The 25916-nt window shown below is 53.7% G+C and carries 23 protein-coding genes; 10 read left to right on the top strand and 13 right to left on the bottom strand.

All coding sequences use genetic code 11. From position 1 onward, the window contains the following. The first annotated feature begins 123 nt into the window (after positions 1-123). Positions 124-519 carry an aspartate 1-decarboxylase autocleavage activator PanM gene (gene panM / locus ACLRGG_RS07010; protein WP_416249043.1) on the top strand — a complete coding sequence of 132 codons (396 nt, stop codon included), beginning with the start codon at positions 124-126 and terminating at the stop codon, positions 517-519. 252 nt (positions 520-771) lie between these two features. Here panM and rpoH read toward each other — a convergent pair whose 3' ends face one another. The 4 genes from rpoH to ftsY form a co-directional block, all read right to left on the bottom strand. Beyond that, entirely contained in the window at positions 772-1626 is an 855-nt protein-coding gene (gene rpoH, locus ACLRGG_RS07005) for an RNA polymerase sigma factor RpoH (protein ID WP_067699990.1), read from the bottom strand. Positions 1627-1888: 262 nt separating this feature from the next. Continuing rightward, on the bottom strand, positions 1889-2881 hold the full coding sequence (gene ftsX / locus ACLRGG_RS07000; protein ID WP_416249042.1) for a permease-like cell division protein FtsX: 993 nt from the start codon (positions 2879-2881) through the stop codon (positions 1889-1891). Further along, a complete protein-coding gene (gene ftsE / locus ACLRGG_RS06995) occupies positions 2871-3539 on the bottom strand; it encodes a cell division ATP-binding protein FtsE (protein WP_416249041.1) in 669 nt (222 codons plus the stop codon). Before ftsE ends, ftsX begins: the two co-directional genes overlap by 11 nt. A gap of 5 nt (positions 3540-3544) precedes the next feature. Continuing rightward, positions 3545-4927: a signal recognition particle-docking protein FtsY gene (gene ftsY / locus ACLRGG_RS06990; RefSeq protein ID WP_416249040.1), complete on the bottom strand. Its 1383-nt coding sequence runs from the start codon at positions 4925-4927 to the stop codon at positions 3545-3547. A 165-nt stretch (positions 4928-5092) separates the two neighbouring features. Between ftsY and rsmD the strand changes: the two genes are divergently transcribed. Next, a complete protein-coding gene (gene rsmD, locus ACLRGG_RS06985; protein ID WP_416249039.1) occupies positions 5093-5698 on the top strand; it encodes a 16S rRNA (guanine(966)-N(2))-methyltransferase in 606 nt (201 codons plus the stop codon). Continuing rightward, positions 5688-5957, top strand: coding sequence for a DUF1145 family protein (locus tag ACLRGG_RS06980; RefSeq protein ID WP_416249038.1), 270 nt, complete (start codon positions 5688-5690; stop codon positions 5955-5957). The genes rsmD and ACLRGG_RS06980 overlap by 11 nt, the downstream gene beginning before the upstream one ends. A gap of 74 nt (positions 5958-6031) precedes the next feature. Here the strand turns inward: ACLRGG_RS06980 and ACLRGG_RS06975 are convergent, their stop codons facing one another. Then, entirely contained in the window at positions 6032-6397 is a 366-nt protein-coding gene (locus ACLRGG_RS06975) for a DUF2500 domain-containing protein (RefSeq protein ID WP_416249037.1), read from the bottom strand. A gap of 152 nt (positions 6398-6549) precedes the next feature. Here ACLRGG_RS06975 and ACLRGG_RS06970 point away from each other — a divergent pair, with 152 nt between their 5' ends. Together ACLRGG_RS06970 and ACLRGG_RS06965 are read left to right on the top strand one after the other, a co-directional pair. Further along, positions 6550-7179 (top strand): lysoplasmalogenase, encoded by a 630-nt coding sequence (locus ACLRGG_RS06970; protein WP_416249036.1) that lies wholly within the window; start codon positions 6550-6552, stop codon positions 7177-7179. A 168-nt stretch (positions 7180-7347) separates the two neighbouring features. Continuing rightward, positions 7348-9537 (top strand): zinc/cadmium/mercury/lead-transporting ATPase, encoded by a 2190-nt coding sequence (locus ACLRGG_RS06965; RefSeq protein ID WP_416249134.1) that lies wholly within the window; start codon positions 7348-7350, stop codon positions 9535-9537. Between the two features lie 41 nt (positions 9538-9578). On the opposite strand, the gene tusA is transcribed toward ACLRGG_RS06965, so the two are convergent. After that, positions 9579-9824, bottom strand: a complete 246-nt coding sequence (gene tusA / locus ACLRGG_RS06960) for a sulfurtransferase TusA (protein WP_416249035.1) — start codon at positions 9822-9824, stop codon at positions 9579-9581. Between the two features lie 275 nt (positions 9825-10099). Between tusA and ACLRGG_RS06955 the strand changes: the two genes are divergently transcribed. Together ACLRGG_RS06955 and ACLRGG_RS06950 are read left to right on the top strand one after the other, a co-directional pair. Then, complete coding sequence (locus ACLRGG_RS06955) at positions 10100-10765, top strand: 7-cyano-7-deazaguanine/7-aminomethyl-7-deazaguanine transporter (protein WP_416249034.1); 666 nt, start codon at positions 10100-10102, stop codon at positions 10763-10765. Between the two features lie 96 nt (positions 10766-10861). Then, positions 10862-11419, top strand: coding sequence for a DcrB family lipoprotein (locus ACLRGG_RS06950; protein WP_416249033.1), 558 nt, complete (start codon positions 10862-10864; stop codon positions 11417-11419). Positions 11420-11595: 176 nt separating this feature from the next. Here the strand turns inward: ACLRGG_RS06950 and iolE are convergent, their stop codons facing one another. The 4 genes from iolE to iolD form a co-directional block, all read right to left on the bottom strand. Further along, the gene (gene iolE / locus ACLRGG_RS06945; RefSeq protein WP_416249032.1) at positions 11596-12492 is read right to left on the bottom strand and encodes a myo-inosose-2 dehydratase; all 897 of its coding nucleotides are present in this window, start codon (positions 12490-12492) and stop codon (positions 11596-11598) included. 43 nt (positions 12493-12535) lie between these two features. Beyond that, a complete protein-coding gene (locus tag ACLRGG_RS06940; protein ID WP_067700024.1) occupies positions 12536-13420 on the bottom strand; it encodes a sugar phosphate isomerase/epimerase family protein in 885 nt (294 codons plus the stop codon). A gap of 64 nt (positions 13421-13484) precedes the next feature. Further along, the gene (iolG, locus tag ACLRGG_RS06935; protein WP_416249031.1) at positions 13485-14498 is read right to left on the bottom strand and encodes a bifunctional inositol 2-dehydrogenase/D-chiro-inositol 1-dehydrogenase; all 1014 of its coding nucleotides are present in this window, start codon (positions 14496-14498) and stop codon (positions 13485-13487) included. A gap of 81 nt (positions 14499-14579) precedes the next feature. Next, on the bottom strand, positions 14580-16520 hold the full coding sequence (gene iolD, locus ACLRGG_RS06930; protein WP_416249030.1) for a 3D-(3,5/4)-trihydroxycyclohexane-1,2-dione acylhydrolase (decyclizing): 1941 nt from the start codon (positions 16518-16520) through the stop codon (positions 14580-14582). A gap of 546 nt (positions 16521-17066) precedes the next feature. On the opposite strand from iolD, the gene ACLRGG_RS06925 reads away from it, so the two are divergent. Together ACLRGG_RS06925 and ACLRGG_RS06920 are read left to right on the top strand one after the other, a co-directional pair. Then, complete coding sequence (locus tag ACLRGG_RS06925; RefSeq protein ID WP_416249029.1) at positions 17067-18992, top strand: bifunctional 5-dehydro-2-deoxygluconokinase/5-dehydro-2-deoxyphosphogluconate aldolase; 1926 nt, start codon at positions 17067-17069, stop codon at positions 18990-18992. Positions 18993-19279: 287 nt separating this feature from the next. Continuing rightward, on the top strand, positions 19280-20119 hold the full coding sequence (locus ACLRGG_RS06920; RefSeq protein ID WP_416249028.1) for a MurR/RpiR family transcriptional regulator: 840 nt from the start codon (positions 19280-19282) through the stop codon (positions 20117-20119). Positions 20120-20235: 116 nt separating this feature from the next. On the opposite strand, the gene ACLRGG_RS06915 is transcribed toward ACLRGG_RS06920, so the two are convergent. Next, a complete protein-coding gene (locus tag ACLRGG_RS06915; RefSeq protein WP_416249027.1) occupies positions 20236-20586 on the bottom strand; it encodes a DUF3147 family protein in 351 nt (116 codons plus the stop codon). A 749-nt stretch (positions 20587-21335) separates the two neighbouring features. Between ACLRGG_RS06915 and ACLRGG_RS06910 the strand changes: the two genes are divergently transcribed. Continuing rightward, complete coding sequence (locus ACLRGG_RS06910) at positions 21336-23315, top strand: autotransporter outer membrane beta-barrel domain-containing protein (RefSeq protein ID WP_416249026.1); 1980 nt, start codon at positions 21336-21338, stop codon at positions 23313-23315. Positions 23316-23365: 50 nt separating this feature from the next. Here the strand turns inward: ACLRGG_RS06910 and iolB are convergent, their stop codons facing one another. Together iolB and ACLRGG_RS06900 are read right to left on the bottom strand one after the other, a co-directional pair. Beyond that, complete coding sequence (gene iolB / locus ACLRGG_RS06905) at positions 23366-24175, bottom strand: 5-deoxy-glucuronate isomerase (protein ID WP_416249025.1); 810 nt, start codon at positions 24173-24175, stop codon at positions 23366-23368. Between the two features lie 126 nt (positions 24176-24301). Beyond that, on the bottom strand, positions 24302-25807 hold the full coding sequence (locus ACLRGG_RS06900) for a CoA-acylating methylmalonate-semialdehyde dehydrogenase (protein WP_416249024.1): 1506 nt from the start codon (positions 25805-25807) through the stop codon (positions 24302-24304). Positions 25808-25916 lie beyond the last annotated feature (109 nt).

Below are 25916 nucleotides of genomic sequence, written 5' to 3'. Positions count from 1 at the left end.
CTAATCTCTACTGAAGTCGCGCGTCGCAGAGCGAATGCTTCGTTTTCTGAATGACGAAAGTTAACCGTCTTCTGACAGGCGTTTTAGATAAACCAGGCCTTTCACTTTGATCCGATCAGAATTATGAAACTTACCATTATCAGACTGCACCACTTATCTGCGCAGGACCGACTGGACCTGGGGAAAATATGGCCCGGTACCTCGCTGGATGCGCTTGAGGAGTGGCTGAATGATCAACATCAGCTATACGCCGCCACGTTCAATGAGCGCCTGCTCGCTGCGGTCAGGCTGACGATTAAAGGCACGCGAGGTGAACTGGAGGCGTTTACGGTGCGTGAGGTAACGCGTCGTCGCGGGGTGGGAAGCTACCTGCTGGCCGACACTCTGGCGCAGAATCCGGCGGTGACGCAGTGGTGGATGGCAGACACTCATGATACCGATTCAGAGATTATTGCGGTCTTTATGCAGCAGGGAGGCTTTGTACGTGCCGGGGATGGCTGGATTTGCCTTCGCGGTTAGCAGCGTCAGACAATCCCCCTTTAACGACAGGTGCGTCAGTGACTTTCGCAGACAACCCTGTACGTTAAAAAAGGGTGAAAGCGTCGTACGATATGCTACTCATACATGTCAGGGGGCTAAATAATGAAGGTATGGAGTGATTAAGAAGCATTAAAGGAGTGTTGGAGAAGTTTACGCTCTGAGAGCGGGGCCAGATCATCGCCCCTGGCGGGGCGATGATTCGCTTAGCGCGGATGTTCCAGGCTACGCTTCTCAGGCTTCGATAGCCACGCGCAGTTTCTTCATGGCGTTCTTTTCAAGCTGACGCACGCGCTCGGCAGAAACGCCGTATTTATCGGCCAGCTCCTGGAGCGTGGTTTTATTATCATCGTCGAGCCAGCGGGCACGAATAATGTCCTGACTACGCTCATCCAGGCCCAGCATGGCATCGCTCAGCTTATCAGCCGCGTGCGCATCCCAGTTGTCCTCTTCAATGCCACCGGCAAAGTCAGATGACTTATCCTGCAGATAGAGCATCGGCGCCATTGAGCGGCCTTCACCTTCGTCATCAGGCGTTGGGTCAAAGGTCATATCCTGAGCCGCCATACGCGACTCCATTTCCAGTACGTCTTTGCTGGAAACACCCAACTCACGGGCTACCATTTCAACCTCTTCCTGGTTGAACCAGCCTAAACGCTGCTTAGCCTTACGCAGGTTAAAGAACAGCTTGCGCTGTGCCTTAGTGGTCGCAACCTTGACGATACGCCAGTTACGCAGCACGTACTCATGGATCTCAGCTTTGATCCAGTGAACGGCAAAGGAGACCAGACGCACGCCCACTTCCGGGTTAAAGCGGCGTACGGCTTTCATCAGGCCAATATTGCCTTCCTGAATCAGGTCAGCCTGCGGCAGGCCGTAGCCCGAATAGTTACGGGCAACATGAACAACAAAGCGCAGGTGAGACAGGATCAGCGTCTTAGCCGCATCCAGATCGCCCTGGTAATGCAGCCGTTCAGCCAGCGCTTTTTCCTCTTCTGCCGTCAGCATAGGCCAGGCATTGGCGGCCCGGATGTAGGAATCCAGGTTGCCTAAAGGAGCAATAGCTAAAGTTTGCATTTCTTTGGTCATTCAAACCCTCTCTGTATTAAGCATTGTTACTGTGCCATTCCCTGCACAATTCACCAGACTACGTGAACGCCGGTCTTATTTTAACGCAATCTGTGCTACTTCGACTGCAAACTTATCCACAAGTTCACTTTCATGTGTGCATAAAGTAAACACAGCTTCTGGAGGACTGGAGCCGATGCAGGGAGGCGCTAAAACCTTCTCTTCCCCTGCGGCCTTACTCAAACAGCAGAGGAAGATTATAACAAAAAATCGTGAAAAGGGGTTACTGCGGCGTAAATCGACGTAAATGTTGTACCGTTGCGAGCCAGGCAGCAATCCAGCCAATCATAGCGGAGATCAGCAGCAGCAGCAGGCTCTCATCCCAGGCCAGGCCGTGCAGATCAAAGGTCGTGCCAAACACGGCGGCAACCTGCGTCACGACGGACTCCAGACGAAAGACCAGCACCTCCGACAGCACCAGCGACAGTAGCGCCCCGGTAAAGCCCAGCAGGGCTCCGCCATACAGGAAAGGCCGCAGGATGAACCCGTCGGTCGCACCGATCAGCTTCTGCACATTAATGGTGTCGCGACGGGCAAAAATACTGAGCCGCACGCTGTTACCGATAACCAGAAACACCGCAACGATCATCAGCACCCCAATCATCGCCGCAACCTGCCCTACCAGACCGGTCAGCGCCGCCAGCCGGGCAAACCAGCTATCGTCCATTTTCACTTCGTCGATACCCTGTACCTTCGCCACGCGATCGCGCAGATTATTCATGGTGTCTGAGTTCTGGAAATTTAGCTTAGGCGTGATAATCGCCACCGCCGGGAGCGGGTTTTGCTCCAGCATATCCATTGCACCGCCAAAGCCTGACCAGTTACGAAACTCGCCCATCGCCTCTTCGCGTGACAAATAATTCACCTTGTCCACGCCGTCCTCTTTCTTCAGCTGGGCCACCACGTTTTCTGCGGCGTCGTCATCCAGCGTCTTACTCAGATAGACGGTCAGCTGCGGCGCGGGATACCACTGTTCAGCGGCCTGGCTGACGTTTTTCCACACCATAAAACATACGCTCGGCAGAGTGAGTGAGATAGCGATCACCATCACCGTAAGCAGCGTGGCCAGCGGCTGACGCCACATGTCCGACAGCGAGCCGCGCAGCGCATAACGCCACTGCTCCTGCCACCCTCCTTTTAACGCCTGGCTTTTAGAGGGCTGTTTTGTCTTCGTGGTTTTTGGCGCTGGCGCGCGGGTATTGCGTTTATTGACCACTCTGACCTCCGTGTAAACGTCCCTGATTAAGCCTCATCAGCCGGTAATTACGCCGGGCAATCAGAGCCTGATCATGGGTGGCCATCAGCACCGTGACGCCAACGCGGTTAAACTCTTCAAACAGACGCAGGATGTCTTCCGACAGCGCATCATCCAGGTTTCCGGTAGGCTCGTCGGCCAGCAAAACGGCAGGCTTATTCACCACCGCACGGGCAATGCCTACCCGCTGCTGTTCACCGCCAGAAAGCTGGATGGGATAACTCTTCGCTTTGTCCAGCAGGCCCACTTTATCCAGCGCAGCCGACACGCGGCGGCGGATATCTTCGCCGCTCGCCCCGGCAATAATCAGCGGGATCGCCACGTTGTCATAGACCGAGCGGTCCATCAGCAGGTGGTGATCCTGAAATATCATCCCAATCTGGCGCCGCAGGAAGGGGACTTCGCTGCTTTTCAGACGGCTGATATCATGCCCGCTGAACCAGATATGCCCGGCGCTGGGGCGTTCAATGCCGCAAATAAGTTTCAGCAGCGTACTTTTCCCCGCCCCCGAATGCCCGGTCAGAAACGCCATCTCACCCGGACGCAGATGAAAATCTACCCCCTGAAGCGCTTGCCGACCGCCGAGATAAGCCTTACTGACCTCTTCAAAGCGAATCATCCTAATTAGTCCTCTCGGGCAAAAAGTGCCTCAATAAAATCGTCTGCCTTAAACGATCGCAAATCTTCAATACCTTCACCTACGCCTATATAGCGAATGGGAATGTTGAACTGATCCGCCACCGAGAAGATAACGCCACCCTTTGCGGTGCCGTCCAGCTTGGTAAGCGTAATACCCGTCAGCCCAACCGCCTCGTGGAAGAGTCGGGTCTGGCTGATAGCATTCTGTCCGGTGCTGGCATCGATGGTCAGCATCACCTCATGCGGTGCCTGCTCGTCGAGCTTCTTCATCACCCGGGTGATTTTCTTTAACTCTTCCATCAGGTGCGATTTATTTTGCAGGCGACCTGCGGTATCCGCAATCAGCACGTCAACGTGGCGGGCTTTGGCCGCCTGAATTGCGTCAAAGATAACTGAAGCGGAATCGGCACCGGTCTGCTGGGCAATCACCGGGATATGATTACGCTCGCCCCACACCTGGAGCTGTTCAACGGCTGCCGCCCTGAAAGTGTCGCCAGCGGCCAGCATGACCGATTTCCCTTCAGCCTGATACTGGCGCGCCAGCTTGCCGATGGTGGTGGTTTTACCCACGCCATTCACGCCAACCATCAGGATGACAAACGGCGACTTCGTGCCGACATCCAGCGGTGCTTCAACCTTCGACAGAATTTCGGCCATCTCCTGCTTTAACAGGCCATAAAGCGCTTCGGCATCGCGAAGCTGCCTGCGGTTGGCCTGAGCGGTGAGGTTACCGATAATCCGACGGGTCGTTTCAACCCCCACATCGGCAATCAGCAGCTGCTCCTCCAGCTCTTCAAACAGATCGTCATCAATCTTCTTACCCCGGAACAGGCTGATAAAGCCCGATCCCAGATTCTGCCGCGTTTTAACCAGGCTACGCTTCAGACGCGCAAAAAAGCCCTCTTTGCTGGGGCGCTCCTGCTCGGTGTGTTCGATGTTCTCAACTTTTGCCAGCGCCGCAGCGATCGAGTCTTCCGGTACGACTGGCTCGGGCTGGATCTCAGCGCGCTCTTCCGGCAGCAGCACGGCTTCCGGCTCGGGCTGGATCTCAGCGCGTTCTCCGGGCCGGTTTTCTACCGCCAGAGGGCTATCCTGAGTCAGGGTGGCGTCTTCACGCGGCTCGACCAGCACCGAAGGCTGGACGGATTCAGGGTGTTCCGCCTGCCGATGCGCCACTTCCTCAGTGATCGCGACCGTCTCATCAGCACGCTGTTCTGCTTCAGGCGGGGGAGAACCGTCATGCGCGGACGTCTCTTCAGCCGGAGATAGCCTGTCGTCGGACGTGTCTTTCGTCTCTTCCTGCGGCGCTTTTTCTTCGCGTCCTAATCCCAGCCAGGAAAAAAAGCCACGTTTTTTATTTTTTGCCATGGTGCAACCACACTCCTCGCGGGGGGAAATCCGTCAGGTCTCTGAAAATCATCTTAATCCCCTAGTCTAACACTTTCCTGCTAACGCAACACAGCACCCTTTTTACGTTTCCTCAGCCCGGTAAGCCCGTTAAACTGTGCAACAAATTATGAAGAGTTCAGCAGCATGAATAAAAAGAACAGCAGCAACAGCGCCGGACAGATCCGTATTATCGGCGGCCAGTGGCGCGGCAGGAAACTTCCCGTACCGGACAGCGCAGGCCTGCGTCCAACCACCGACCGCGTGCGTGAAACGCTGTTTAACTGGCTGGCACCCGATATCCAGGCCGCGCGCTGCCTGGACTGCTTTGCCGGTAGCGGCGCGCTGGGTCTGGAGGCGCTTTCACGCCATGCGGCCTCTGCCACTCTCCTGGAGCTGGAGCGCCCGGTCGCGCAGCAGCTGGAGAAAAACCTGGTTACGCTGGGAGCGAAAACGGGCAGGGTCGTTCATACCAATACGCTACAGTGGCTGGCAAAACAGGGCGAGCCGCACGATCTGGTGTTTATCGATCCGCCGTTTCGCAAGGGTCTGCTGGAGCAGACGTTAACGCTGCTGGAGACCCAGGGTTGGCTGGCCGATGAAGCCCTGATATACGTAGAGAGCGAAGTAGAAAACGGTCTGCCGCCGGTCCCCGCCAGCTGGCAGCTGCATCGGGAAAAGATCGCCGGCCAGGTTGCTTATCGCCTGTATATTCGTCATACCACTGAAAAGGAAGAGAGTGATGCTGATTAATCTGGGACGCATACTGATGACGGGCGTGTGGGCATTTCTGCTGCTTAACCTGGTGCACCCGTTCCCCACGCCGCTAAAGTATTTTGTTAACGTCGCGCTGATTTTTATGGTGCTTATGCATGGCTTACAGCTGGTACTGATGCGGGCCACCCAGCCGAAAGGCGGGCCATCGCTCAGCGGACTGGTGCAGATCAAAATCTTCTTTTTCGGCGTATTTGAGCTGCTTGCATGGCAAAAAAAACAGCTGCCGAAAAAGTAATCTTCGCAGAAAAAGCGTTCTCACGCGTTGACCTGAAATGTCCATTTCAGGTCACGTATACCCGCTGACGGGCTTTATCGCACGGCATCACAGCGGGGTGAGAAAGAGATAAAACGCGTTCCTTTAACCTTCAGTTCGCCCTTCACTCCCCGATCAATTTGATGAAAATCGCCCGCCTGCAGGACGAGTTTAAAATCACCCGCGCCGTTGAGGGGCCGAAACCAGGCTTCATAGCGCATCGCCTCCACCGGAATCGTTTCCCGCTGGCGTGAACGCCGGTTTGGCACGGGGACTTCTCGCTTCTCCTTCACCATTACCGGCAACGCCCTGACGGGAGAAGCATCGTTAACCGCGACCTCACGCCGCCGCCGGATAAACTGCCGCGTAGCCATCACGGCAATCACCGCCAGTATGATGATAAAAATGAGGGGAGGCTTCATGATTTTCTTCGTCCTCTTTCATAAATTAAGCAATAAATTTTACGGCCAGTAAGGATACAACCAGACCGCTCCCATTGTCACATCGGTCTGACCTGACCTAGACTGGAGTGAGAATTGTGAGGTTTTACCTCTAAAAAACAAAGGGACACATTATGATTTGGTCGTTTCTGGCGGTTCTTTTTTCCGGCTGGCTGTACGTTGATGCTTCCTATCGGGGGCCACAGTGGCAGCGTTGGGTATTCAAACCCGTTACACTGCTGTTGTTGCTCATACTGGCGTGGCAGGCACCGGTTCTTAATACTACCGACTATCTGATTCTTTTCGGGCTGCTCGCCACGCTGATTGGCGACGCGCTGACGCTGCTGCCCAATCGCCGCATGCTGTATGCCATCGGGGCGTTTTTCCTGTCGCATCTGCTTTATACCCTCTGTTTTGCCAGTCATATGACCCTGAGCTTTTTCTGGCCGATCCCGCTGGTGGTACTGATCATTGGCGTGGCGCTTATCGCCAGCATCTGGACTCGTCTGGAGGAGCTGCGCTGGCCAGTATGTACTTTTATTGGCATGACGTTATTGATGGTCTGGCTGGCCGCAGAACAGTACTTTTTCCGCCCCGGAGATGAGAGTTTCTCCATTATGGTAGGCACGTCGCTGCTGCTGCTGGCCAATATTGTCTGGTTTATCAGCCATTATCGCCGTCGCTTTACCTCTGACAGCGCCATCGTTGCCGCCTGCTACTTTGCGGGACACTTTATGATCGTACGCTCACTTTACCTCTCATAACCGCTAAGCCTTGACTCTGGAGTCTACTCCAGAGTGTAAGATGTCACCGGCGGGGCGTTCCCGCCAGTTTCATCAGGAGGCAATATGCATCAGCACGCTACGCCCTGCGCCTGCGGGAAGTGCCTGGCCAGGACGACATTTCGTCCTCATTCTCGCCCGCTGGCTTCAATGGGAAAAATCACGTCAGTGAATACTCTCTCGCCTGATATCACCTGCAGCGACTGCTCTGGCAGCGCGGTACCCGCCAGCGATCCGGACGACGATAGCGACAGTGACGCACAGCATGAAGGCTACCGCTGGCGAATTTCTGGCATGGACTGCCCCGCCTGCGCGCGGAAAATCGAAACGGCGGTGGGGCAGCTTAGCGCGGTCACCGAGGGACGGGTCCTATTTGCCACACAAAAGCTGATAGTAAAAGCGAGTGAGGATGTCCGCGTACAGGTTGAAGATGCCGTTCGCTATGCAGGTTTCAGCCTGACGCGCAGCGGTACGCCGATAAAACAAATTGAGCCTGCCGGGTTCTGGTGGGAAAACCGCACGCTAATTTTGTTCGCTCTGCTGCTGCTTGCCAGCTGGCTCATTCAGTCAGTGAGTGCTCAGGCCGGGCAGGTTGCCTTCACCCTGACCACGCTGTTCGGGCTTTGGCCCACGGGCCGCCGGGCCTTTCGGCTGATAAAAAGCGGTTCGCCCTTCGCCATTGAAACCCTGATGACTCTTGCTGCATCAGGCGCGCTGCTGATTGGCGCCACGGCGGAAGCCGCCACGGTGCTGATACTCTATATGCTGGGCGAACGGCTTGAGGCCTTCGCAGCCGGTCGCGCACGGCGCGGGGTAAATGCCCTGATGGCATTGCAACCGGATACGGCGGTACGCCTCCAGGGCGAGCGCCGGGAGACCGTCGCAGTCAGTTCGCTAAATCCAGGAGATATTATCGAAGTGGCGCCGGGCGCGCGATTGCCGGCCGATGCAAAACTCCTTGATACTTTCGCAAGCTTCGACGAAAGCGCCCTTACCGGTGAATCTATGCCTGTAGAGCGGCAGCAGGGGGAGCCGGTTTCCGCAGGCTGTCTGAGTATCGATCGCCCGGTCAGGCTTACGGTTACCTCAAAGCCCGGAGAAAGCGCCATTGACCGCATTCTTCATCTGATCGAGCAGGCTGAGGAGCGTCGGGCACCGATTGCTCGCTTTCTCGATCGCTTCAGCCGTATCTATACGCCAGCCATCATGGCGCTGGCACTGCTGGTGGCGCTCCTCCCCCCTCTGTTACTGTCAGCCGACTGGCAGCCGTGGATTTATAAAGGGCTGGCGCTGTTGCTGATTGGCTGCCCCTGCGCACTGGTGATCTCAACCCCGGCGGCGATCACCTCGGCGCTGGCTGCGGCAACCCGGCGCGGTGCGCTGATTAAAGGCGGTGCCGCGCTGGAGCGTCTCAGCGCTATTCGCACTATCGCTTTCGATAAAACCGGTACGCTGACAGCAGGTAAACCGGTGGTCACAACGCTTATCGCCCTTAATGAGGAGGATGTAAACCTGCTGCTGGCGAAAGCGGCGGCGGTTGAAACCGGTTCTTCTCACCCTCTTGCCCGGGCTATAGTCGCACGAGCCGCAGAGCTGAAGTTAAACGTCCCGAGGGCATCCGGGCAGAAAACGCTTATCGGGACGGGAATTGAGGCGATAGTAAGTGGACACACACTTCTGATAATTGCGCCGGGCAGGCTGACGCCAAACAGGCTGACAGAGCAACAGTCAGCCCAGGTTTTCAAGCTTGAGTCGGCTGGGAATACGGTCGTAGTGATGCTTGAAGACAACCAACCAATCGGGTTAATTGCCCTGCGCGATACCCTGCGGGAGGATGCAAAGGCCACTGTGGACGAGCTCCGCGCCATGAACATTCACAGCATGATGCTGACGGGGGATAACGCCCGCGCCGCGGCGGCCATCGCCGGTGAGCTTAACATTGACTATCGTGCGGGAATGCTGCCTGCTGATAAGGTCGCAGTTATCGCTGAACTAAGCCACCAGCCGCTGGCCATGGTGGGTGACGGCATCAATGATGCGCCAGCAATGAAGGCTGCGACCATAGGTATTGCGATGGGAAGCGGAAGCGATGTGGCGCTGGAAGCAGCAGATGCGGCACTGACCCATAACCGCCTTAATGGGATTGCGGCCATGATCCGCCTGTCACGCGCGACCCATGCCAATATTCGGCAGAACATCACTATTGCGCTGGGGCTAAAGGGGATTTTCCTGCTGACCACGCTGCTGGGGTTCACCGGGTTATGGCTGGCGGTACTCGCGGATTCAGGCGCTACAGCATTGGTGACGGCTAACGCACTGCGGCTTTTACGTAAAAATTAGCTTTCCGGCCAGAATGCCCCTTCTGCATTTTGGCCGCTCTTTTACAGCCCCTTTTTTAGCAGATATTTAAAGGGCAGTTCGTCGGTGAACTGCTCCAGCAGCGTATGCTCCATAAAACGGCAGAAGCCCGGGATATCGCGGGTGGTGGCGGGATCGTCCGCAATAATCAGCAGGGTTTCACCCTCCTGCATATGGCGCACGGCTTTACGCACCATCATTACCGGCTCAGGGCAGCGAAGGCCCAGCGCATTCAGGGTCTGGTCAGGATTTGCGAACCGATCGCTCATAGTCATCTCATCAGGGGGACGTTCAATCTGGCGACTATTTTACCCGCCGTAGCGTTATCTGCAAGGTAGCCCATTTTGCGGGTTGCACCGATATGCCACTTACCAGCGAAACGGTGCCTGGGTATTTATCAGGCCGTGCATTGGTAGTAAACGTTTGCGTAAAAATTACTCATTGCATTGATACCCTGTTTCGGTAAGATCCCGCGCACTGCTTACGTTAAGCGTTAAGCCTGTTTTTTGGGTTCCCTCACCCCAATATTCAAAAAGGTCATAAAATGATTCCACTTTCTCCCCGTCAGCGTACGTTTGCGCTGGTCTGGCTCTCGCTATTCCATGTATTGGTAATTACTTCCAGTAATTATCTGGTGCAGCTACCGATTTCAGTATTCGGACTGCATACCACCTGGGGTGCATTTAGCTTTCCCTTTATCTTCCTGGCCACCGATCTGACCGTGCGCATTTTCGGCGCTCCCCTTGCTCGCCGTATTATTCTGGCGGTAATGGTCCCGGCGCTGGTTATCTCCTATGCCGTCTCCGCGCTCTATTATCAGGGCGAATGGCAGGGCTTTGCCGTGTTAAGAGAGCCAAACCTGTTTGTTGCCCGCATCGCCTGTGCCAGCTTTATGGCCTATGCCCTGGGGCAAATTCTGGATGTCCACGTCTTCAACCGGCTGCGCCGCTTACCGCGCTGGTGGATAGCACCAGCCTCCGCGATGTTTCTGGGCAACATTAGCGACACGCTCGCCTTCTTTTTCATCGCCTTTTACAAAAGTCCCGACCCTTTTATGGCGCAAAACTGGGTGGAAATTGCCCTTGTAGACTACAGCTTCAAAGTAATCGTCTGCATGATTTTCTTCCTGCCAGCCTATGGCCTGCTATTGAATGCGTTCCTTAAGCGCCTTGCGGAAAAATCCACTGGCGCACAGGTTAACTTCGGCTAAGCTGCTTTCTTAAAATAGAGTCGGTTGCTTTTACCCGCCGATTGCGATTTTATAGGTAGCTAAATCAGTCATATGACTAACGTAAAAGGGATCATGATGCGTAATTTATTGAAATATGCCGGAATCAGCCTGCTGGTGGTTGGACTGACCGCCTGCGACGGCAAAAATGATAAAGCCGCAGCCGATGACAATGGCGTGAGCAGCAGCCAGTCCAGCCAGAATGTGACTCTGCTGGATGGTAAACTGAGCTTCACCCTGCCAGCGGGCATGTCCGATCAGAGCGGCAAGCTGGGCACCCAGGCGAATAATATGCACGTTTACGCCGATGCATCAGGCCAAAAGGCGATTATCGTGATTGAAGGCGATGCCACTACCGAAAGCCTGGACGCCCTGTCCAAACGCCTGGAACAGCAGCAGCGTAACCGCGATCCGCAGTTGCAGGTGGTCAGCAACAAGTCTGTAAACCTGAAAGGGCAGCCTGGACAGCAGCTGGATACGGTAATTTCCGCTAAGAACCAGTCATCATGGTCCTCCGTGGTGCTGGCTAAGGCTGATGGCAAACTGGTAACGCTGCAAATTACGCTGCCGGCAGATAATCAGCAGCAGTCACAGACCGATGCCGAAAAAATCATCAATACCATTGCACTGAAATAACACAAAAGCCCCGGCACTGTTGGCCCGCTCCCGTTGAGTATTCAACGGGAGCGGACATGAATGACAGGGGCTTGTTGTTGGTGACTGCTTTGTTAAATATCGCTTTATCGAATACTGCATTATCAGATACTGCTTTATCGGATACTGCCTGAGTCATTACCGCTGTCGCTTAATGCTTACAGCCCGGCATGCTCGCGAATATATTTCCTGGCTTTTACCGCATATTCAAACGGATTCGCTATCGCAGGATCCTGCTCCGCCTCAACCACCATCCAGCCTTTGTAGCCTGCCTCGTCCAGCAGCGTGAAGACCGGCATAAAATCAATAACGCCATCTCCTGGTACGGTAAATGTGCCTTTTCTTACCCCATCAAGGAAAGAGAGTTTTTCGCTGCGTACCCGTGCAACCACCTCATCCCGCACATCCTTGAGGTGGACGTGATTAATGCGGGGCAGGTGCTTTTTCAGGATAGCCAGCATTTTTTCCTGACTTCCCTCTGAGTAGTAAGCATGACCGGTATCGAACAGCAGAAAGACGTTTTCATTGGTGATCGCCATAAAACGGTCAATCTCTTCCGCGGTCTGAATCGCTGTACCCATATGGTGGTGCAGGCAAACCTGCATGCCTTTTTCTGCGGCCAGCGCAGCCAGTTCATTATAGCCCTGCGCGGTGAGCTGCCACTGTGCATCGGTGAAGGTCGGCTTTTCCTCCAGGACACCCAGCGTGGTGCACTGGATGCTTTTACTCTGCTCCGAGCAGCCAATTACTTTTGCGCCCATTGCATGAAGGAAATCACGATGGTTGATAAATTCGTCAATGGTTTTTGCCCGCTCGCCGTCTGCGAAGAAGGTGCTGAACCACGCGTTACAGATCTCTATGCCCCGAATCTCCAGCATGGGTTTAAGCACTGTCGGGTCACGAGGATATTTGCTGCCCACTTCACTCCCGGTAAAACCAGCCAGCGCCATTTCGCTGACGATTTGCTGGAAGGTATTTTCTCCGCCCAGCTCTGGCATATCGTCGTTAGTCCAGCCAATCGGCGCTATCGCCAGCTTCACGTGATCTTTGTTCATTTTATGCCTCAACGTTCGCAAAGGCGGCCCATGCCGCCCGGTATTATCGGTTAAGCAGTTCACGCTCGATCAGTTCACGCGTTTCCACTGCCTGATACTTCATTTTTTCCGGGTAGCCGAACAATGAAGAAGCGATAATCGATTCACCGCCCACCTTGTAGCTGCGGTTGGCAAAGTCCATCTCACGGAGGGTCTGGAAAAGCGTATCGAAATCCACTTCGCCTTCACCAACGCCTACGTGCTGGTGGATGGTGGCATCAACGCCCGGCGGATTAACGATATAGCGGCAGTGCTTGGTGTGGTTCATGGTATCGGCTATCAGTACGTGTGAGAGGTCGGCTCCTGCGTACTCCAGCATACTTTTGACGTCCCCTTTTCCTTTGTCATAAAAGAAGGTATGGGGCGCGCTGTAGAGGTATTTCACATTCTCGCTGCGGAAGGATTTCACCAGATCCGAGGTTTCATTATTCTCTTCACAGAAATCCCACGGGTGAGACTGGATTTCGATGCGGATACCCTCGCGCTCGACAATTGGCAGTAGCTCTTCCATTGAGCGATAGAACATCTCTTCACAAATTTCTGGCTCATTCGGCGTACCTGAAAGCTCGGTATTGATTACCTGAACGCCAGTTTCAACGGCGATTTCGATCATCCTTTTCCAGTTACGCACCGCAGCCTGGCGACGCGCCTCATCCGGCCCGGACCAGCGATAGACCACAATGTAGGACGAGATTTCCAGCCCGGTCTCGCGCAGCGCGTTTTTATACTCGGTGATGATTTCACGGCTGGCTTTAGGATGCTTGTAGAATGGGTTGATCTGCGGGTGGGGGGACTGCTCAATATATTTATAGCCCCAGTCGGCCACCTGATGGACCATTTTGGTGATGCCCATATCCCTGATGACATCCACATCAAAAGCAATTTTCATCGCAAACTCCCGAGAACGTAGATCTGTTATAAGCGCCCGGACTAAGCGGGGCGCCAGTGAAGCATTAGCGGTTGTAGAAAGCCGGGCGTGGTGGCATTTCGACGGGTTCAATCTGTCCGCTTTCCTGCGCCTTCAGGCAGGCATCTCCGGCCACGGCGGCGGCGAAGCCATCCCAGGCTGAAGGGCCCTGAAGCTGGCCGATGGCAATATCGTTAATGAAAGCCTGGAGCTCAACGTCATACGCATCAATAAAGCGGTCTTTCCAGTCGGTCAGAATGGTTGTCGCCAGTTTGGCCTCTTTGCGCATCTGGACCGAAGCAGGCTCAGGCAGGCGGGCAATCCCTGTTTCACCCACGACTTCACACTGAATGTCGTAGCCGTAGGCACAGTTAACAAAAATTTCGACGTCAATACGTACGCCCTTGTGGGTTTCAAACAGGACGATTTGCGGATCGCGCAGTTTTGCGTGGGAGTTTTTAGTGGAGCGCGGGAAGACTACCTGTACAGATTTATAATCATCATCTGTCAGCCAGCGCAGTACGTCCAGTTCGTGGATCAGCGTGTCGGTAATGGCCATATCGGTGGTGTAGCTTTCCGGCACCGCTGGATTACGATGGGCGCAGTGCAGCATCAGCGGCTCGCCAATTTCACCCTGCGTAATCACCGATTTTAGCGCGCGATAGCCCGCATCGTAGGGGCGCATAAAACCAACCTGCACCAGACGCCTGCCATAGGCCACCTCTGCCTCAACGATCCGGCGGCAACCCTCGGCGCTCATCGCCAGCGGTTTTTCACAAAATACCGGTTTGCCCGCGGCAATCGCAGCCAGGGTAAACTCCTCGTGAGTCGGCCCCCAGGAGGTAATGATTACGGCATCAACATCCGCAGCGTTAATCACATCGTGGCCGTTGGCATACACTTCTGCCTCCAGGCCCAGACGGCTGACGACGCCTTGCGCACCATCAAGATTAATATCAGACACGGCAACAACCTTCGCGCCCTGCAGGACTTTACTGCAGCGGCGGATATGTTCCTGACCAATTGCACCGGTGCCGATTACGCCAAGTTTCAAAGTCATACGATCTCCTGGATAGGTAAGGTGTCGCGCGGATCACAAAACGGAGCGCCGCGCAGAGCATTCAGAGTTAAGATGAAAGAATTAGTATTTACGTGCCTGATCAATATGCTCATTCAGCATGCGGGCTACGGCATCGACGCGTTCAGACTTCGATACCTGCGCCCCACCCACTCGCCACCAGCTAAAGTATTTGTGCACCATCGTTTTCGGCAGCACTTTGATGTCAATCAGAGTGGAAACCGGTGAGCGTTTCGCCTCCTCAAGCGCCTGCTTAAGCTGGGCCAGCGTAGAGACACGCCAGGTTTTACAACCGTATCCGGCGGCAATCGCGGCGAAATCGACCGGTATAAAGCCCCCGTCCAGTTTGCCCCCCTCGGCATTACGGAAGCGGAATTCGGTAGTGAAACTGTCCATACCGTGCTCCATCTGGAGGTTGTTGATGCAGCCGTTAGTCATATTATCGAACAGCACCACGTTGATTTTGGCACCTTCCTGAATCGAGGTGACCAGCTCTGAGTGGAGCATCATAAACGAACCATCGCCTACCAGGGTGTAGACTTCGCGGTGCGGCTCGGCCAGTTTCACCCCAAGCGAGGCGTTGACCTCGTACCCCATACAGGAGTAGCCATACTCAACGTGGTAACCGTTGTAATCTTTGTTGCGCCAGACGCGCTGTAGATCGCCGGGCAGGCTACCCGCAGCGGCGACGATCACTGCGTCCTTTGGGAGCTGCTCGTTAAGCGTTCCCAGCACGCTGCTCTGGGTGAGGAAGGAGTCGGTTAAGCGGTTAAATTCAGCAAAGACCGCTTCGCGATCCAGATGATCGTCAATTTCCGGTACATAGCCTTCATTGCTATAGACGGCCTGGTAGACGCGTTGGGTCTCTTTCAGCAGTCTGCTTTGCGCCTGATCCACCTTCTCGCCCCAGCCGCTGCTAAACCCCTGGGCTGCCAGCCGCCCGTCAAGCGCGGTAATCGCCTCTCTGGCGTCAGCCACCACCTGTACGCCGTCCAGCTTCCAGGCGTCGAAATTACTGACGTTGATATTGATATAGCTGACGTCCGGATTCTGGAAAATCCATTTTGAGGCCGTAGTGAAATCGGTATATCGCGTACCAATGCCAATCACCAGATCGGCCTCTTTGGCCAGTAAATTGGCCGCCAGGCAGCCGGTTTCCCCGACCCCGCCGACGTTGAGCGGATGGTCAGAGATCAGCGTTCCCTTACCCGCCTGCGTTTCGGCGAAGGGGATCTGATGACGTTCGGCAAACTGACGCAGTGCATCGCCCGCTCCCGAATACTTAACGCCACCGCCGCAGACAATCAGCGGCTTGCGCTTGCCGGCGATAAGCTTTAACGCTACCGCCAGCTGCGCTTCAGTCGGCAGGCGACGGTCGAGGATGTGCACGCGCTTCTGAAAGAAATAATCGGGATAGTCCCAGGCTTCGCCCTGTACGTCCTGCGGCAGCGAAAGCGTTACCGCGCCGGTTTCTGCGGGGTCGGTTAGCACCCGCATGGCATTAATACAGGCAGTCATCAGCTGTTCCGGACGGTTAACGCGGTCCCAGTACTTACTGACGGCGCGAAAGGCATCATTAGTGCTGATACTCAGGTCATGACTTTGCTCAACCTGCTGCAAAACCGGATCGGGCTGGCGCGTGGCGAAGACATCGCCCGGCAGGAGTAATAAAGGTATGCGGTTCGCGGTGGCGGTGCCTGCCGCGGTAATCATATTGGCCGCACCCGGGCCGACTGAAGAGGTACAGGCAATAATCTCGCGACGCAGCTTTTGCTTGGCGTAGCCGATGGCAGCATGGGCCATACCCTGTTCGTTACGCCCCTGATGCACCACCAGGTCGCCGCTGTCTTCCTCAAGGGCCTGACCCAGCCCCAGCACGTTGCCATGGCCGAAGATGGCAAAAATCCCTTTAACAAATTTGGTCTCAACGCCATCTACCGAGAGGTATTGGTTATCCAGGAATTTTACCAGCGCCTGTGCCGTGGTTAATCTGATCTTACCCATTTGCTCTTCCTTAACGGTACAGCGGCGCAAAGGCCAGCCGTGATTCGCGTTGGTGGTCGCCACGGATGCTGATGAAGGCGACGGCTGTAAATGAAACGTGAGGCGATTATAAACAAATATTTTTTCCACAAAATATAATTACAGAAGAAACGTTTCATTTTGCGAGTGAGATCAAATTCTCAGTGAAAAGCAGCGCGACCAGTGCGATCTCACCTGCAAAAATGAAAGCCCGCAGAACGAAGGCGTGTTAAGGCGGGAAACTCATTTCATTTCAATCGTTTCCTGACGTTACAGATTCCTCCTTATTCCCTAAAAAAACCGTCCCAAATCTTTGACCTTTTCCGGTGATTTTCACTGGCTAAATCTCTCCTCCCAGAGTTTTAGCCACCTCACATTTTTGGGGTATTAATTTCATTTTATATTGATATTGAAATATTCATTCCCCATACTGACGAACATAGCAAATCCAATCGCCAGCACGTGGCGCTCCAGACACCCGCTGGAGAGGCGCGGCAGAGGTGGCTTATGACAGAAGGAAAAACAGGTATGAGTACACAAGAAAAACGGCTTGATGTGATTTGTATCGGGCGCATAGCCGTTGACCTCTATGGCCAGCAAATCGGTGCCCGCCTTGAGGATATGACCACATTTTCTAAGTACCTTGGCGGTTCGTCCGGTAATGTCGCCTACGGTACCGCTATTCAGGGTTTGAAGTCCGGTATGCTGGCCCGCGTTGGCGATGAACATATGGGCCGCTTCCTGCGGGAGGAGCTTCAGCGGGTGGGAGCAGATACCCAGTGCCTGATTACGGACGAAAAACGTCTGACGGGCCTGGTGATCCTGGGGATCAAAGATCAGGACACCTTCCCACTGGTGTTTTACCGTGATAACTGCGCAGATATGGGTCTTGTCCCCGATGATATCGACGAAGAATATATTACCTCCGCCCGCGCCGTTGCGGTGACCGGTACCCATCTGTCGCATCCCGATACGCGTGCCGCCGTGCTGAAAGCGCTGGATATCGCCCGTCGTCATGGCCTGCGCACCGCGCTGGATATTGATTACCGTCCGGTTCTTTGGGGCCTGACGTCATTAGGCGACGGTGAGACGCGCTTTGTTGAATCGCAGCATGTCACCCAGCAGTTACAGGAAGTGTTGCACTATTTTGATCTGGTGGTGGGGACGGAAGAAGAATTCCATATTGCCGGTGGCAGCACCGATACGATTACCGCATTAAAAAATGTGCGGCAGGCCACTAAAGCCACGCTGGTTTGCAAGCGTGGGCCGATGGGCTGCGTGGTGCTGGAAGGCCCGATACCCGACAGCTGGGAGCAGACGGCGCTACAGAGTGGCGTTCGCGTAGAGGTACTGAATGTGCTGGGCGCAGGGGATGCCTTTATGTCCGGTCTCTTACGCGGCTGGCTAAATGATGAGAGCTGGGAGCAGGCCTGCCGCTACGCCAATGCCTGTGGTGCCCTGGTGGTATCACGTCACGGTTGCGCGCCCGCCATGCCGACCCGTGCAGAGCTTGATGACTTCCTCAGCCGCGAAAAAGAGGTGAAGCGTCCCGATCTGGATAGCCGTCTTAACCACCTCCACCGCGTCACTTCGCGTAAGCAAAAATGGGAAGAGCTGTGCGTCTTTGCCTTTGACCATCGTAAGCAGCTGCTTGATATGGCCGATGAGGCAGGTGTGGATGCCTCACGTTTGCCGGAGCTGAAAACGCTGCTGCTGAGGGCCGCAGAGGAAGCGGCCGGTGAAGCCGGCCTCGATAACCGCAGCGGTATTCTGGCCGACACAACTTACGGTCAGCCAGCCCTGAATGCCATTACGGGTAAAGGATGGTGGATCGGACGTCCGATTGAGATGCCGGGTTCCCGCCCCCTGCGGCTTGAGCACGGTAATATTGGTTCGCAGCTGATTGACTGGCCCCAGGAGCACGTTGTGAAATGCCTGGTGTTTTACCATCCTCACGATGAAGCCGGTCTGCGCCACGAGCAGGATGAGCTGATCCTTGACGTCTGGAAGGGATGTAACAAATCTGGCCATGAACTGCTGCTGGAGGTCATCCTTCCCGAGGATAACGCAGATAAAAAGGAATCGTATTATTTCGACATGCTGAGCCATTTTTATTCGCTGGGTATTCAGCCGGACTGGTGGAAGCTGCCGCCGCTCTCTCTGGAGAGCTGGGAAGCCATTAGTGGCCTGATTGAGCAGCAGGATCCCCACTGCCGCGGTATTTTGATTCTGGGGCTGGATGCGTCGGAAGAGAAACTTAAAGCCGGTTTTGCTGCGGCGGCCAAAGCACCGTGGGTGAAAGGATTCGCCGTGGGAAGAACGATTTTCGGCCAGCCTTCCCGGCAGTGGTTGCAGGGTGAATTAGATGATGATGCACTGATAGCGCAGGTTAAATCCAACTATCTGACGCTGATTGATTACTGGCGTCAGGTGCGCCCAACGCGCCAGAGCTAAATGGCAGTGCCACATCCAAAGGGGGCGAAACTCGCCCCCTTTTACTCCCATTCGCTGCTTAATACCTCACGTTTCTCCCCGCCACTTTGTCTACTTTTGCTGTTACTGTTATCTCTGTTTTGCGTGCCGGTTAATGTTTTATGCGTAACTGGTCCGATGTTTTGTGATTGATTTCATATCCCGATGAAATAAAGCACCGTATTTGCGTTAGCAAGTGAAATTTTTTGTTCATCTGATAGAATAGCGTACAGAAGAACATCACAATTTTTGACCAGCGAGCCGAAGTAATGACTAATAACTCGACGCAGCTTTCCCTGTTACAGGACGACATTCGTCGTCGATACGATACGCTGAGTAAACGCCTCAAACAGGTGGCCCGCTATATTTTAGATAATAGCAACAGCATCGCTTTCGACACCGTTGCCTCTATCGCTCAGCAGGCAGACGTTCCGCCCTCTACGCTGATCCGCTTTTCCAATGCATTTGGCTTTAGCGGCTTCAATGAAATGAAACAGGTTTTCCGTCAGCATCTGATGGAGGAAACGGTTAACTATACCGAACGCGCACGACTCTTCCGCCAGACAGCCATTGATGAAACGGCAACCCCACCGGAAACGCCCGCAGAAATCCTCAATGTATTCACCATGGTAAACTCACAGGCGCTACAGCAGCTGGCGATGCAAACCAACCCACAGCATCTTGATAAAGCCGTAGAGTTGCTGGATCAGGCAGAGAATATCTATGTTATTGGCCTGCGCCGCTCCTTCAGCGTGGCCTCATACCTGACTTATGCGCTGCGGCACCTTGAGCGCCGTGCTTTTCTGATTGATGGCCTGGGCGGAATGTTTACCGAGCAGCTGAGCATGGTTAACCCTAAGGATGTGGTAATCGCCATCAGCTATTCTCCCTATGCACGTGAGGCTGTCGAACTGGTTGAACTGGGTGCCAGGCGCGGCGCGCATCTTATCGCGATTACTGACAGCCAGGTCAGCCCGCTGGCGGCCTTCAGCGATGTATGCTTTGTGATACGTGAAGCGCAGGTAGACGGTTTTCGCTCTCAGGTGGCTTCACTTTGTCTTGCTCAAACGCTGGCCGTCTCGCTGGCGCTAAATAATGCTGAGGCCTGACGGCCCGTACGCAGGCCGGGCGGCGACGCGTTGCGCCGCCCTCACATCAATTCACTACCCCAGCGGCTAAACGCCCTGATATCAAAACAATATCATCTCCGCTGAATCTGCCCTGCTTACATCAAATCAATGCCAAAGCGGCGGAGCAGGCTGGCCCAGCAAAGGAAAATAATGATCGTTATACCGCAGCTGGCAGCCAGCGTAGGCCAGAATCCCCAGCGCTGATAAAAAAAGGGGAACATGATAAACATAGGGAGTGTGGGAACGACATACCAAAAGGTATACCACGCATGTGCCGCAATCTTCTCCTGATTTTGCCCCTCAAGTTTCATCCAGATCAGCACCAGCACGGTGACCAGCGGCAGAGCCGCTATCAGGCCCCCAAGACGATCGCTGCGTTTCGCCACCTCTGAAATAAGTACAACCATGCCAGCCGTAACGGCATATTTTAAAACCAGCCAGAGCATTTCGCCCTCCTTATACCCTACCAGTTTCGTGCTGCAGGACTCTTCCAACGGTACACCAGCATTGGTTTGTGATAACGCCCCAGTGCTGCCCTTCGCAGCGTATTCAGATAGTTATATACCATAAAACCCGCTCTGTTTCTGATGATCCTGGCAGCCGACTGGCCCTCCTGACAACCAAATTAACATGCCCTTTTTTTCAGTAACTATTCTCCTGTCTCATAAGTCATATCATCGCCCGCGTAAAAATCATTGCAGAAATAAAGCGGATATAGTTACACCTGCTAAACTTTCACCGTGAATAATTAACATAGCAGGCATTAGCATCCTATAACAAACATTTAACGTTATATTAAAAAATAGCATCATTATGGGATGATATTTCCATAAATGTTTATAAAAGGGTCTGATTACAGGAAACCTGAGGTCATCCCCCATAAACGGGAGCGTTTAAATGGAATTATTTAGAATTTTATCTATATACTTTTATCCGAAAAAATTTAAATATCGCTTATTAATTTTAGAATTAAGTAAAGGTCATAAACCAGGGGCAGCGCTGCCTTCACGCCGACAATGCTTTGCACCGGATCATTACTCCAGCCTTACTGGAAAACATTAGATATCGCGCCAGTTATAGCCCTAAAGTAGATATTTTCTCAACATCTGGGGATCAGACTCCGGTATACCCGTAAAGCCAGATATCGCCTTTATGGATAACCCCATCCCGGCGTTCTAAAAATTAAGGACCAATGATGAAAATCCGCAACCGCCACTTCCACTTCCACTTCCACTGGCCAGCACTACTACTCTTTTTTTCAGAAAGTTACCCGGTACAGGCACTGCCTTCCATCGTGGCGCCGGGTCAAAGTATTGTGGGTGAGCAGATTTATGGCACGCAAGAAGTGCTCGGCAATGTGATTGATAGCAACATTCGGGATGGGATTCAGATTATACAACAAGGGGGATCGGCGCAGAATACTGTCATAACGAAGGGAATGCAGATAATTGAGAAAGGGGGCTATTCGTCTGATGTATATCTGTACGATGATTATCGTATTAACGAGGGTATGATCTATAATATCGGCGTTGGAGGGCAGGTCAATAACGCCACGCTTTACAAAGGTAAAATGGAAGTCTTCATGGGAGGAGTGGTCTCTGGGAAGGTCTACCTGCAAAACGGATCGCTTATACAGATTGATATAACTTCTGACACTCGCGCCATGCATCTTTCACTTGATAAAAGCGAGGCTTTTTTCCATGGAGGATATCTTGACACTCTTGCAGAATACACTATAGCCTCGATAAATCTACGCGAAGGGATAATGACGCTTTACAACTTAGATTTAAAAGGTAAACCCTGGTTTACCCGGTTAAATACCACTACGCTTTCAGGTCAGGGCACGTTTGAAATCATAACGGATTTGGCATCACTGAAGGGAGATTTTTTAAACATTAGTGGAAGTGCAAATGGTGAATTTGGCATTAAAGTTTATGACTTCGGAAAAACCCCCCTGACGGATGCCAGCCTTCAGATTATTCAAACGGGTGGAGGAAGTGCGACGTTCACCTTACTAAACAAAAATCAGGTCGTGGACGTTGGAACCTATCAATATTATCTGGTAAGAATGGGTAAAAATGGCTGGGCACTCTCTCCCTATCAGCAGGATGATATACCGGATGTCGATGACCCTGAGGATAACAGGCTGCCCGAGGAAAATACGGATATCGTTAATCCCGATGAGAATACGCCGCCAGATGAAGATCCGGACAATAAACCTGTCCCTCCTGTCCCAGACGAGCCTGATCATGGCAACAAGACGGTGACTCCCAGTGCCGCCGCTATTCTTGCGATGAGTACCGTCGATAACATTATTTCCAGCGAGCAGATGAATACAGCCCGTGGACGCCTGGAAGAAATAAGGCAGGTTCCGCACGATACTGAAGTGTGGGGCAGGTTCAACAATAGCCGTTACAACGTCAAAGTTATTGAAAATGCCAATTACAGGCTAAAACAGAACGGTATAATGTTAGGCATAGATGCAACGTCTGAAACGGGCTCAGGATCGTTCACCCGTGGGCTATTCCTGGCTTTCGATCGTGCGACCACAGACTTTAGCCGGGGCGGCGGAACAGGGCATGTGGATGCTTATACTGCGGGGGGCTATCTCAGCTATGCTGATAGCAACGGATACTATGGTGAAGGTATCGTGAAATTCAGCCGTTTCATCAACGATATTAACGCCTTTATGAACGGTGGTACCGCAGCCAATGGCCTCTTCCGGGCGACAGATATGGGCTTAAATATCCAGACAGGGAAATACTTTACTCTCTCCCGGGTTTATCTCGCGCCCTATGGCGCAGTGACGGCATTCGCCAATCATTCCGATAATACCTATCAACTTTCAAACGGGCTGAAGGCCAATAATGGTATTCAACGCAATCTAACCAGTGAAATTGGAATAAATCTTGGCCTTCCTGTGATGGTCTATGGCAATAGCATAAAACCTTACGCTAAAGCTGCTGCGCTTCATGAAACCATCAATTCAAATCACGTCACCATCGCTAATAACCGCTTTACTCACCGTAAAGGCGGCGCACGAGGCTTGTATCAGGCTGGAATTGATATCCGAACGAAGGGAAATCTGTCACTGCATAGCGACATTAGCTACTCAAAGGGGAAAAATCTTGAGTCCCCCTGGGCTGCCACTCTGGGCGCCGCGTGGACCTTTTAAAGGGGCAAACGCGCAGATGCCCCTTAGGTTAAGCTGAATGGGTGCCAGACTCAGCGCGGATAGGCATCACTATTAACCCAGGCATGATCCTTTTCCCAGGTGAACTTCCACAGGCGTACAGGACCAGCCATAACGTTGAGGTAGTAATTATTGTAACCTGCTAGCGTTGCTACGGGGTGATAACCGCGTGGCACGGTTACCACATCCCGGTTATAGGCCGCCATACATTCATCCAGCGTGCGATCATCCGTATAAACGCGTTGCATGGCAAAACCCTGCTCGGGATCGAAGCGATGATAGTAGGTTTCTTCCAGGTAAGTTTCGTTTGAATTTTCCTGGTCATGCTTATGACTGGGGTAAGAGCTGCTGTCACCTTCGTCGGTATACACTTCTACCACCAGCAAGCTGTCGGCTGGCTCGTTATCCGGCAGAATATTATGTACCAGACGCTTATTTCTGCCCTTACCGCGCTGCTCAACGCCTACGTCCGCGGGGGAGATCAGGCGAGCAGGTAGTGAACCATGGCCAGGAGCGTTACATACGGCCAGCTCCAGGTCTGTATCAGCACGAACCTCAACCCTGTCATTATGCGGAACATACACTGAATAGGGCGGCGTACGTTCAAATGGAGACATACGTTTGCCGATGGCGGGGAATTCAGCTTTCTGCGTTTTAACTGATGCAATACCGGCGACCAGTACCAGACAAAGTTCCCTGTCGCCGCTCTCCAGATTCAGAGTCTGACCCTTTTTCAACTGGTAAGCATCAAAGCCGACGTAGCGCCAGCCCGCACTTTCCGGCGTGACGTGCTGGATACGGCCCTGCGCATCCGGCTGCTTTACTTTGGATAGCAATGACATTCTGCTGCTCCTTATATTGTGACCAAAAAGACGCGGCGGCCGCATCAACAAAACCGGGGCAATAAATCCTGCTTTGCCGGGTTGTTAACGCCTACCGCAACGCCTGTGACTTTCGCTAAACGGAGATTATCCCAGCGTTGGCATACTGAATTCAGACACGGTTTTCTGCCCGCTCGGCCAGCGTACCGTGGCCGTTTTCATCCGGGTGTAGAAACGTACGCCATCCGGCCCGTGGACGTTTAACGCACCGAACACGGAGCGCTTCCAGCCACCGAAGCTGTGGAATGCCATTGGTACCGGTACAGGGACGTTCACTCCAACCATGCCCGCCTGAACCTCACGCACAAAGTCGCGTCCGGTGTGGCCATTGCTGGTAAAGATGGCGCTGCCGTTGCCAAATTCGTGGCTGTTGACCAGCTTCAGCGCGCTGGCGTAGTCCGGAGCGCGCATGATGCTCAGCACCGGACCAAAAATCTCTTCACGCCAGATAACCATCTCAGCGGTGACATTATCAAACAGCGTGCCGCCTACATAGTAACCCTCGGTATAGCCCGATACCTGACAGTTACGGCCGTCCACGACCAGCTTCGCCCCCTCTTCAACGCCCTTGTCGATATAGCCCAGCACTTTCTTCTGGTGCGCAGCGGACACCACCGGCCCCATCTCGTTCTCTTCGCTGCCCTTCTGAATACCAGGCCCCACGCGCAGCGCCTTAATTTTCGGCGTCAGGGCGGCAATCAGCTTGTCCGCCGTATCGTCCCCGACCGCGACCACTACCGGCAGCGCCATACAGCGCTCACCCGCCGATCCAAATGCTCCGCCCATGATGGCATTGACGGTGGCATCCAAATCCGCATCGGGCATGACGATGGCGTGGTTTTTCGCGGCACCAAAGGCCTGCACACGCTTACCGTGAGCGCTGGCCGTTTTATAGATATGCTCGGCCACGCCAGATGAGCCGACAAAGCTTACCGCCTGCACGCGCGGATCTTTATACAGCTGCTCTGCATCTTCATTTGAGCAGTGAACAACGTTGAATACGCCATCCGGCAGGCCCGCTTCGGTCAGCAGCTCCGCCATGCGTACTGAGGCAGACGGGTCCAGCGCAGGGGGCTTGAGAACAAAGGTATTGCCACAGGCCAGCGCGATGGGGAACATCCAGAGCGGCACCATTGCAGGGAAGTTAAAGGGGGTTATTCCCGCGACCACACCCAGCGGCTGCATCAGGGAATAGCTGTCGACCCCGGTTGCCACGTCAGCTGAATTTTCACCCTTAATAAGGTGGGGAATACCGCAGGCAAATTCGACAACTTCAATTCCACGCGTCAGCTCACCCAGCGCATCAGACCACACCTTTCCATGTTCACTGACGATCAGAGCAGCCAGCTCTTCCCGATGCTGTTCCATCAGGTTCTTGAAGTTAAACAGCACGCGAGCGCGACGCAGGGGTGAGGTGCGGGACCATTCTTCAAAGGCACTGTGTGCCACTTCGATCGCTTTAGCCACCTCTTCTGCGGTGCTCTGAGTAAGTTCACGAACCGTTTTACCGGTAGCAGGATCGTAAACCGGAATGGTTTCATTGCTGGCGCTCAGAGACGTTTTCCCGCCAATAAAATTTCCTACGATAGTCATGTTCTGGCCTCTTAGATGTGAGTATTCCCTGCAGGCAGCCGCTGGTAAGCGTCCGTTGCCTGGCTGCATAACTGCCCAATGCGTGAAATGACAGTATTATATTGGAATG

The organism is Erwinia sp. PPS120 (genome assembly GCF_047918655.1).
Classification (GTDB): Bacteria; Pseudomonadota; Gammaproteobacteria; order Enterobacterales; family Enterobacteriaceae; genus Erwinia; species Erwinia tasmaniensis_A.
Note: the sequence above shows the minus strand (reverse complement) of the source record. Positions and strands in the feature narration are given on the sequence as shown.

What these genes read in the sequence shown, in the direction of transcription:
- ACLRGG_RS06915 (WP_416249027.1), bottom strand. Translation starts at nt 20,586, where the DNA reads ATGCTCTGGCTGGTTTTAAAATATGCCGTTACGGCTGGCATGGTTGTA.
- rsmD (WP_416249039.1), top strand. Translation starts at nt 5,093, where the DNA reads ATGAATAAAAAGAACAGCAGCAACAGCGCCGGACAGATCCGTATTATC.
- rpoH (WP_067699990.1), bottom strand. Translation starts at nt 1,626, where the DNA reads ATGACCAAAGAAATGCAAACTTTAGCTATTGCTCCTTTAGGCAACCTG.
- iolD (WP_416249030.1), bottom strand. Translation starts at nt 16,520, where the DNA reads ATGGGTAAGATCAGATTAACCACGGCACAGGCGCTGGTAAAATTCCTG.
- iolG (WP_416249031.1), bottom strand. Translation starts at nt 14,498, where the DNA reads ATGACTTTGAAACTTGGCGTAATCGGCACCGGTGCAATTGGTCAGGAA.
- ACLRGG_RS06975 (WP_416249037.1), bottom strand. Translation starts at nt 6,397, where the DNA reads ATGAAGCCTCCCCTCATTTTTATCATCATACTGGCGGTGATTGCCGTG.
- ACLRGG_RS06955 (WP_416249034.1), top strand. Translation starts at nt 10,100, where the DNA reads ATGATTCCACTTTCTCCCCGTCAGCGTACGTTTGCGCTGGTCTGGCTC.
- ACLRGG_RS06950 (WP_416249033.1), top strand. Translation starts at nt 10,862, where the DNA reads ATGCGTAATTTATTGAAATATGCCGGAATCAGCCTGCTGGTGGTTGGA.
- ACLRGG_RS06980 (WP_416249038.1), top strand. Translation starts at nt 5,688, where the DNA reads ATGCTGATTAATCTGGGACGCATACTGATGACGGGCGTGTGGGCATTT.
- ACLRGG_RS06900 (WP_416249024.1), bottom strand. Translation starts at nt 25,807, where the DNA reads ATGACTATCGTAGGAAATTTTATTGGCGGGAAAACGTCTCTGAGCGCC.
- ACLRGG_RS06940 (WP_067700024.1), bottom strand. Translation starts at nt 13,420, where the DNA reads ATGAAAATTGCTTTTGATGTGGATGTCATCAGGGATATGGGCATCACC.
- ACLRGG_RS06965 (WP_416249134.1), top strand. Translation starts at nt 7,348, where the DNA reads ATGGGAAAAATCACGTCAGTGAATACTCTCTCGCCTGATATCACCTGC.
- ACLRGG_RS06925 (WP_416249029.1), top strand. Translation starts at nt 17,067, where the DNA reads ATGAGTACACAAGAAAAACGGCTTGATGTGATTTGTATCGGGCGCATA.
- ACLRGG_RS06910 (WP_416249026.1), top strand. Translation starts at nt 21,336, where the DNA reads ATGAAAATCCGCAACCGCCACTTCCACTTCCACTTCCACTGGCCAGCA.
- iolE (WP_416249032.1), bottom strand. Translation starts at nt 12,492, where the DNA reads ATGAACAAAGATCACGTGAAGCTGGCGATAGCGCCGATTGGCTGGACT.
- ACLRGG_RS06970 (WP_416249036.1), top strand. Translation starts at nt 6,550, where the DNA reads ATGATTTGGTCGTTTCTGGCGGTTCTTTTTTCCGGCTGGCTGTACGTT.
- panM (WP_416249043.1), top strand. Translation starts at nt 124, where the DNA reads ATGAAACTTACCATTATCAGACTGCACCACTTATCTGCGCAGGACCGA.
- ftsE (WP_416249041.1), bottom strand. Translation starts at nt 3,539, where the DNA reads ATGATTCGCTTTGAAGAGGTCAGTAAGGCTTATCTCGGCGGTCGGCAA.
- tusA (WP_416249035.1), bottom strand. Translation starts at nt 9,824, where the DNA reads ATGAGCGATCGGTTCGCAAATCCTGACCAGACCCTGAATGCGCTGGGC.
- ACLRGG_RS06920 (WP_416249028.1), top strand. Translation starts at nt 19,280, where the DNA reads ATGACTAATAACTCGACGCAGCTTTCCCTGTTACAGGACGACATTCGT.
- ftsY (WP_416249040.1), bottom strand. Translation starts at nt 4,927, where the DNA reads ATGGCAAAAAATAAAAAACGTGGCTTTTTTTCCTGGCTGGGATTAGGA.
- iolB (WP_416249025.1), bottom strand. Translation starts at nt 24,175, where the DNA reads ATGTCATTGCTATCCAAAGTAAAGCAGCCGGATGCGCAGGGCCGTATC.